Annotated in this window: 6 protein-coding genes; 2 read left to right on the top strand and 4 right to left on the bottom strand. The window is 32.2% G+C overall.

Annotation, left to right across the window (positions count from 1 at the left end; genetic code table 11):
- Positions 1–2 precede the first annotated feature (2 nt).
- From CLV62_RS20115 to CLV62_RS20125, 3 genes are read right to left on the bottom strand one after another with little or no spacing between them, the layout of a single operon-like run.
- The gene (locus CLV62_RS20115) at positions 3–1,304 is read right to left on the bottom strand and encodes a carboxypeptidase regulatory-like domain-containing protein (protein ID WP_110312565.1); all 1,302 of its coding nucleotides are present in this window, start codon (positions 1,302–1,304) and stop codon (positions 3–5) included.
- 25 nt (positions 1,305–1,329) lie between these two features.
- Positions 1,330–2,226 carry a DUF5683 domain-containing protein gene (locus tag CLV62_RS20120; RefSeq protein ID WP_146212809.1) on the bottom strand — a complete coding sequence of 299 codons (897 nt, stop codon included), beginning with the start codon at positions 2,224–2,226 and terminating at the stop codon, positions 1,330–1,332.
- 29 nt (positions 2,227–2,255) lie between these two features.
- Entirely contained in the window at positions 2,256–3,686 is a 1,431-nt protein-coding gene (locus tag CLV62_RS20125) for a hypothetical protein (RefSeq protein WP_110312567.1), read from the bottom strand.
- A gap of 2 nt (positions 3,687–3,688) precedes the next feature.
- Here CLV62_RS20125 and CLV62_RS20130 point away from each other — a divergent pair, with 2 nt between their 5' ends.
- Both CLV62_RS20130 and CLV62_RS20135 read left to right on the top strand, forming a co-directional pair.
- On the top strand, positions 3,689–4,906 hold the full coding sequence (locus CLV62_RS20130; RefSeq protein WP_110312568.1) for a hypothetical protein: 1,218 nt from the start codon (positions 3,689–3,691) through the stop codon (positions 4,904–4,906).
- A complete protein-coding gene (locus tag CLV62_RS20135) occupies positions 4,899–5,291 on the top strand; it encodes a hypothetical protein (RefSeq protein WP_110312569.1) in 393 nt (130 codons plus the stop codon). The genes CLV62_RS20130 and CLV62_RS20135 overlap by 8 nt, the downstream gene beginning before the upstream one ends.
- Before the next feature lie 7 nt (positions 5,292–5,298).
- Here CLV62_RS20135 and CLV62_RS20140 read toward each other — a convergent pair whose 3' ends face one another.
- Complete coding sequence (locus CLV62_RS20140; protein WP_110312570.1) at positions 5,299–7,014, bottom strand: tetratricopeptide repeat protein; 1,716 nt, start codon at positions 7,012–7,014, stop codon at positions 5,299–5,301.
- Between the last annotated feature and the right edge of the window lie 187 nt (positions 7,015–7,201).

Consider the following 7,201-nt stretch of genomic DNA (forward strand, 5'->3'; position numbering starts at 1 on the left):
TCTTATTTTTCAGCATTGTAAATAATCGTAACCTCCTCAGATGTCAGTTGTTTATTATGAATACGAATATTATCTATCTTCATATTCATTGGTTTACGGTAATTAGAAAATCCTCCATCCCCACCAAAATGAATAGAGTTTTTTGCAATTAGTTGGTAATTGTAATATATTGCATTTTTCTCAGAAAACTTTTTTGAATCAATATATAATTCTTGTACCCCCTTATTGGTAGTATATGTTATCATATGCCATATTCCATCCTTATAACTACTAGCACCTTGCCCCAAATTAATTACTTCTGATAATCCATTCTCTTTTATTTCGATAAAGAAAGAGTCATTTTGAGTATAAAAATAGGGTAGAGATGAAGTCTCATGGGTATTTATTAAAGAGAATATCATTCCACTCTCAAAATCTTTGATCCAAAAGGAGACAGAATATTCGTGTAACGTAGTATAGATTTCGGTTTTAGCTAAGGGGTTGGCTGGAATAACAAGGTATTCATTCTTAGCTGCTTTCAATGAAAGACACTTTCCTTTACCATTAGGAGCATCAGATATAAATTCAGGAGAATTTACAGTTCGTCCGTTATTTCCATATCCCGATAAATCAATTATGCTGTTATCGTCAAAGTTATAGTAAGTGAGTAAACCGTCAGTAATCGCAATCGGGGGATTCTGTCCCGAAGTCTTGTTTACACTGATTGCTATTTCGACATTCCTCCCATTTGAGGATACAATCAATGTAGTTTCGGCTATTTGCGAATCAGATAATTTATTCCTGTCTATCTTTACAAGGACAGATGTGCTCGAATTGGCTGGAATAGTTCCAGTTGAGGGAATAATCTCCGATACCCATTCACAATCTTTTGTAATATTCCATTCCAAACTATTTCCTCCTCTATTGCTTATATTGAGAATGCTTTGATTCGCACTTGTTCCATAATTAATCTGTGGATTTTCTATGTAAAGGCTTCCATTCTCGATTTGCAATACTACGTCGGCTTGAGTAACAGACCCCGGATTTACTGTTAAACTTTTTTTATTAGTCTGAAATCTGGACTTTTTCACTTGGATCGAATATTGTCCGGCCTCTAAATTAATGAATTCATATCTGCCGTCATCGCCTGTAACTGCCGTCTTCCCTGTAGGCGATAATGTAACTTCAGCTGCCGGTATAGGATGGGATGTTTCGGCATCTGTTACAAACCCGTAAATACTCCCATATATATCCGGCTCCGTTTTCATACAGGAGGTGAGCATGAATATTAAAATACAGAATAGAATATGTTTCTTTTTTTTCATATTTGTTCTTCGGAATCGTCTATAATTAGAAATTAATATTCAACAATACCCCTCTATATTCGGAGGTAACAGTTGGCGAAAAATGAATATTTTTACTTACAAGTGTTTTCTTTCTGCCGTTTGTTGCAACTGCGTCGATCAAGTTATAGATATACAACGCCACAGCACCACCAATAAAAATGTTACGGGCTGTTTCATAGTTATCGGCTTTATCGGTATAAGTTCTGATTTTATTTATATCGTATGTTTCTTTTGCCTTACGTCTGTAATTGGCTCTCGAATTTTCAGTAAATATAATTCCGCCGATAAACAGTACCTCACCGCCAATTATACATACCCCTTTTGTTACGTTTCCTTTATATATCTGTCCATAGCCAGGTACTATTGCCGAACGCCATAATGCATGCCCCCCATATTTGTAAGTAAAGCTTACGTTGTCGAAATTAGTATTTTCGAAATTATTGCTTATAGCATAAAGGCTGTGGTAACGATACAATTGATGACCTTCAGCCGACTTGATCAATTCCCAGTACTCGTCAATTTTTCTAAATCTGAGTTGCATAATCTCGGATTCAATTTTATAGGTATATATATATTCATTATTGATACTTTCATTTATCCCCGTATTATTTTTCTGAGAAGAAGATCGAGTCACTATATCTCCCGTTATTTTAACATTGTTAGTTTGGTCGATGTAGTTAACAAGTTGTTTGAATGCAGCCTGACGGGCGTTATCTAAACTTATAGCTTCCGCTTGTACTCTTTGATAATAGAAACTGTTGTTTGTAGGTACAGGTAAATTATTCACCAGCCAATCGGGTTTTAGCTTCTCGGAAGTTAGAATAGGATTATCCGCATGTATATATATGCAGGGTAAGTAAAATAGAAAGAGGGCGATAAAAAAGGTTAAACGTATCATCATTTTTATTTAAGATGAAATGCAAATATATATCAATTTACTGAATGCAATGGGACTATTGTAACCTTATTATTAGAATATTCATCCATTATATAGCCAACTGTGGACACTTTACTGGACGGGTCGCAAATTGTGTATTTAAGAACGTTAAAAGATTTCGAAAACCCTGAAACTTCTGTTTCGAAACAAACTCCTGTAGCAACATGCCCATCAAAAACAAATAAAGCAACATTTAGCTGTAAGAGTTCTTTTATAATACGTGCGAATAGAATAGCCCTATCCTCGCAATCGCTATAATCATACAAGACAGTTTGTTCTGCGAAAAACGTTCTTTCTACTTCATCTGATTTGTAAGGAAATGAATAGAAAAACCATTTTAGTATTTCTTGTGTTGCTTTTTTCTTATTTTTATCATTCAACAGATCTTTTAATGTTGCATATAGTGATTCTTTCAGTTCGGGACTCAAAGGGGTATTGAGATATATAGGAAGAAGAGTCCTTGGATAAGTATTATAAAAGTCGGTTAATCCTTTTTTCCACCTTATTTTTGATATGGTTTTTGCAGATGAATTTTCGATGCTTTTTTGTATAACTGTTGACCCTAACAGAGGAGTTCTGTTGATAGATAGATTAATATCTGCTTTGGCCAGTTCAAAGTTCTTCTTGTATGAATATATTTTATTTTCGTTATATATTCCAAGTTTATTTACATCAAAGCTTTCCAATAGCGGTTCTATATAATAGTATTTCCCAAGTATTTTAGTCCTTTTATTTTTATAAACATCTGTTCTAAAAGGTAAAAGAATTATCATTCGTATAGTGTTTGATTTGTCTTCTATTCGTCCCAATCGAATGTCATAACCTGCATGGGCAAGTATGAAAGATATAAATAGAGCTTTTTCATTATATTGTTTTGTAGGGAATATTTGGAGTGCTACTTGGTGTACCAGACAATAGACAGCCCAATCGTTAAGATGTAATTTACTTTTTATCAATCCGATCTCTTCAATTATTTTGCCAAAATCACAATCAGTCAGTTTTTTCCAGCCTTCAGCAACTTCACGCTCGGAGGCAGACTTCAAATTTAGCCGAATTTTAGCATCTATCTCCAGTGTGATTCTTTCCTCAAAGAATTTGAAAGAGATTTTTTCGTAAAAAGCATTCTTTTTTGGAGTATATACAGGGTACGGCACGGACTTTACAAGAAAAGTATTGCTAAATTGGGGCTCACTGCTATAGGACTCTTCTTCCAAGGGATCAAGCACAGTAAAAGCATCCCAGTCTTGCATTAAATATTTGTAAAAATCCTCATCCATCTTTTCGGTGTAAGAGGTATATTCATCGTCCATGTTTTTTACATATGCATTAAATGTAGAATCCATGGAAGAAAAAATATCAACCTGAGCAATAGTATTAGTAAAAATGGACAGGCAAATAAATAATACCGACAAACGTAAACTCATGGATGCAAATATATTATATTTTAACGTATCTTAGCGGTGAAAAACAAAAAATAGTAGACGTGCAGTTTGAGGAGTGTATAGAGGAAATTGTTATTAAAGAGAATGAGAGGTATAAATTATCGACATTTAACTTAATTGATTCAGTTAATAGTATACTACAGACTCTTTTTAGCAACGATGTGTTACTCCGGAAATGGGGAAATACACCTTTTACCGATTTCAGAAAAGAGGTGCTGGAAATACTATATCTTGAACATATTCTGCCTCAGATACCTGATATCTTTTCTGCCGATAAAGAAATTTACAAAGAATGGATTTTTAGTATCTCAAAAGATATACTAAAACGTATTCAAATAAAACATAGAGACGTACTAACAATTGATAAAGATCTAGACCCGAATCCGGATACTATTGCATTTAAAGCTTCCCATACATATTTAGCGGAAATATTGGACTGGAATAAATACCAACAGAGTCAGATCATATTACCCGAATTGCTTGAACGCAAGATTAATGAAACTTGTTTGCAAAAATATCCAATAGGAATCCATAAGTTCATTGATTTGTTGAAAAAAGATGATCGTGACTTATGGAAAACAACTTCGCATGTAATCTATAAAATAGCCGGATTGGTCATTAAATATTATTGTTTCAATAAGAATAACAGCGATGATTTGAGAAGCGATACATGGATTAAATCGAATGAGAAAATATATAATTTAATAATTTCCGGCGAAGCTCCTGATTTTGAAAGTGGATTGCATTTGAGAAATTATATAGCTAAAATCAATTTAAATAACCTAAGAAATATTCAAAAAAAAGAACATTTAATTAATAATACGAATGTTACTATATCTGATTTTGCAGAAATACATGTAGAAGACAGAGATAGCACTGATTATAATGACTTGTCATTTTTCGATATTGATATAAACAATGAGCAGGAAGTAAAATTTGGCTTAATAAACATACTTTATAATAAACCTAAAGGAGTATATGATACTCTTGCAAAAGGAATTGAAGATAAACTGGATATGCTTATCCAACATTCAGAAGGAGAGTCATATCGCGAAATTGCCATAAAAAAGTACGGTGTGTATTGTTCGCCTGAAAAATTAAAAAAGGATGAAGATAACATACGACAAGGCGTATCCAGAGCAAAAAAAACTATTATTTTTCGATTTTATGAATTACTGAAAAAACAATTGAAATATGAATAAAGATTGCCCATATAGCAAAAAAGATATTTGGAATTATTATTCTAATGCCTTGTCACAGGAAGAAGAAGTTGCAATGCAAGAGCATATATTATTGTGTAATACTTGCAAAACAAAATTAAAGCAATTAAGAGAGTTAGGTAGAATACTTGATGAAGAGAATATAGAAACAAATCATATTGAAATAGAACGAAAAAATCCGATCAGGAAATATTTAATAATAGCGGCATCAATTGCAGCTTTGATATTGGCTGTGTTTCTGATAATACCTACTTCGGAAAAAACTGATTATCCGATAGATGAAATTAACGGAGATTCTTACAGCACGGGAGATTCGTCCAAAGTTGATAGTCTGAAAATAGAAATGAAGCTCGATACAATTTATTAATCAGGCATTAGGAGTATTTTAGCATAAAAAGATCGATAAGATAGATATCCAGATCATCATCTTTCTCAAGTTCGAGATCCCCCTTTATTTTAGAACGGTTTTTCCTTATCGTCTGGTCTGCTATGTTGTAACAGGCGGTAATATGCTCTTTTTTCATTCCGATCGCAAAACAAATACAATATTGTATTCGGCTTTTTTTCAAACCTTTACCTTTGAGAATGAAGATAGAATCTCGATCTACAGCTTCTAGTTTTTCTAAATACCTTCTTTGATCATCTGGGCAATATTTTAGAAATTCTTTAATCTTATTGTTCAGTTGAATAACAAATTCATCTTGCTCTTTTTGTATTTCTTCTTTATCGCTCTCATTCTGAATCTGTAGTTTTGCTTCTGACTTCTCTAGTTTAATAATCTTTTGTTGTTTTTTAGCTATATTTTTATTTAACCGCTGCCAACGAAAAACAAAAAAAGCACCAATAAAAATGGAGATACAAAGGCAAGCTAAAAATAATATAATATAGCTTTGTAGCCTGATTCTTTGTTCCTTTTTATCAGTTTCATATTTTGTTTGAAGATCGGATATTATTTTATATTTGTCATTGTCTAGAATTTGCTTTCTATATTCAGACTCTTCCCTGTTATATAAAAAAGCCTGTTTATAATCGCCTTTCAACAGATTGACTTCAGATAATGTTTTATATAAATCTGCATACATCACCAAATTTTCAGAAATACTCCACTTTTGCATAATCGCCAGTTGCTTCTCAAACAGTATTTCTGCATCCTCTGTTTTACCTTCACCTCTTAAAGACTGTCCTTTAATCCATAGGCAGTTAACAATCATAGTTGTATCGACAGCAGATGAAAGCGATAATGCTTTATCGGTCAGTGTATTTATTCTATTATAGTCTCTTTTATCTAACATCAAATAATTGCCTGCAAGGGCAATATAGCTATATGCAATATCTTCCGGATATAATTTGTGACTATTATCTGTTTCGTAAAAATTAATAATCCTTTCTCCATAGATAATAGCTGAGTCAAGATATGCTCTTACGGGTTTTAATTCTTTACTCTTATTATATAATAAGCCATAATAATAAGATTTTATACGCATATATATTACATCTGATGAAATATTTTTAGACTTCGAAACAAGTGGTGTTAGTCTGTCTATAATTATTTTCAGATTTTCGGTATCTCCCTTTTGAATATAACTAAAAGCTATATTACTGAATATGTCTATTATCCTCTTATTATTTTGAGACGATTTTTCGTAATGCCCGATAGCTTTATAATAAAACTGATGAGACCTAACTTCATCAAGAGTCATATTGTAATAATCTCCCCATATATAATTATATAATCCCAGAGTATTATTATCCTTTATTTTTTTCATGTACAGAGAAGCCGAATCAAGATACATCTTAGAACGCTCCATTTTACCTAGAAACAAATTGCTATGACCAATTTTACAATATATCTCACATATAATCCGATTATTTTTTCTGACTTCAGACTCCTTTAAAAATTCAGATAAAATTTTTATTTGTTCCATTGGTTGCAATGTTTGTATATCTGCTAATAAAGCATATTTTTCTTCAAAAGAAATTCCTGAATTGCTCATAACCGATAATATAGAATCAGGGTTATTCGCTTTTGCAGGAGAATGCATGAAAATGATTGCAAACAAAGAAAAAATAAACAAACGGTAAAATAGCATAAATAATATAATCTAGATATTTTCTGGTTCTTGATAAAAGGATAGCGTTAATACACTGGAAATGTATAATAAAGGTTGCCTCAGTACTATTAGAAGTCGTCTAGACTAATTTAAAATAGTTAAAATATAAAGGAAGTATTAATTTAGTAATCGCTAAAGAACTAATATTTAATACTCCCTTATGTAC

Source organism: Indolivaga alginatilytica, from assembly GCF_003201355.1.
GTDB lineage: Bacteria > Bacteroidota > Bacteroidia > Bacteroidales > Dysgonomonadaceae > Dysgonomonas_A > Dysgonomonas_A alginatilytica.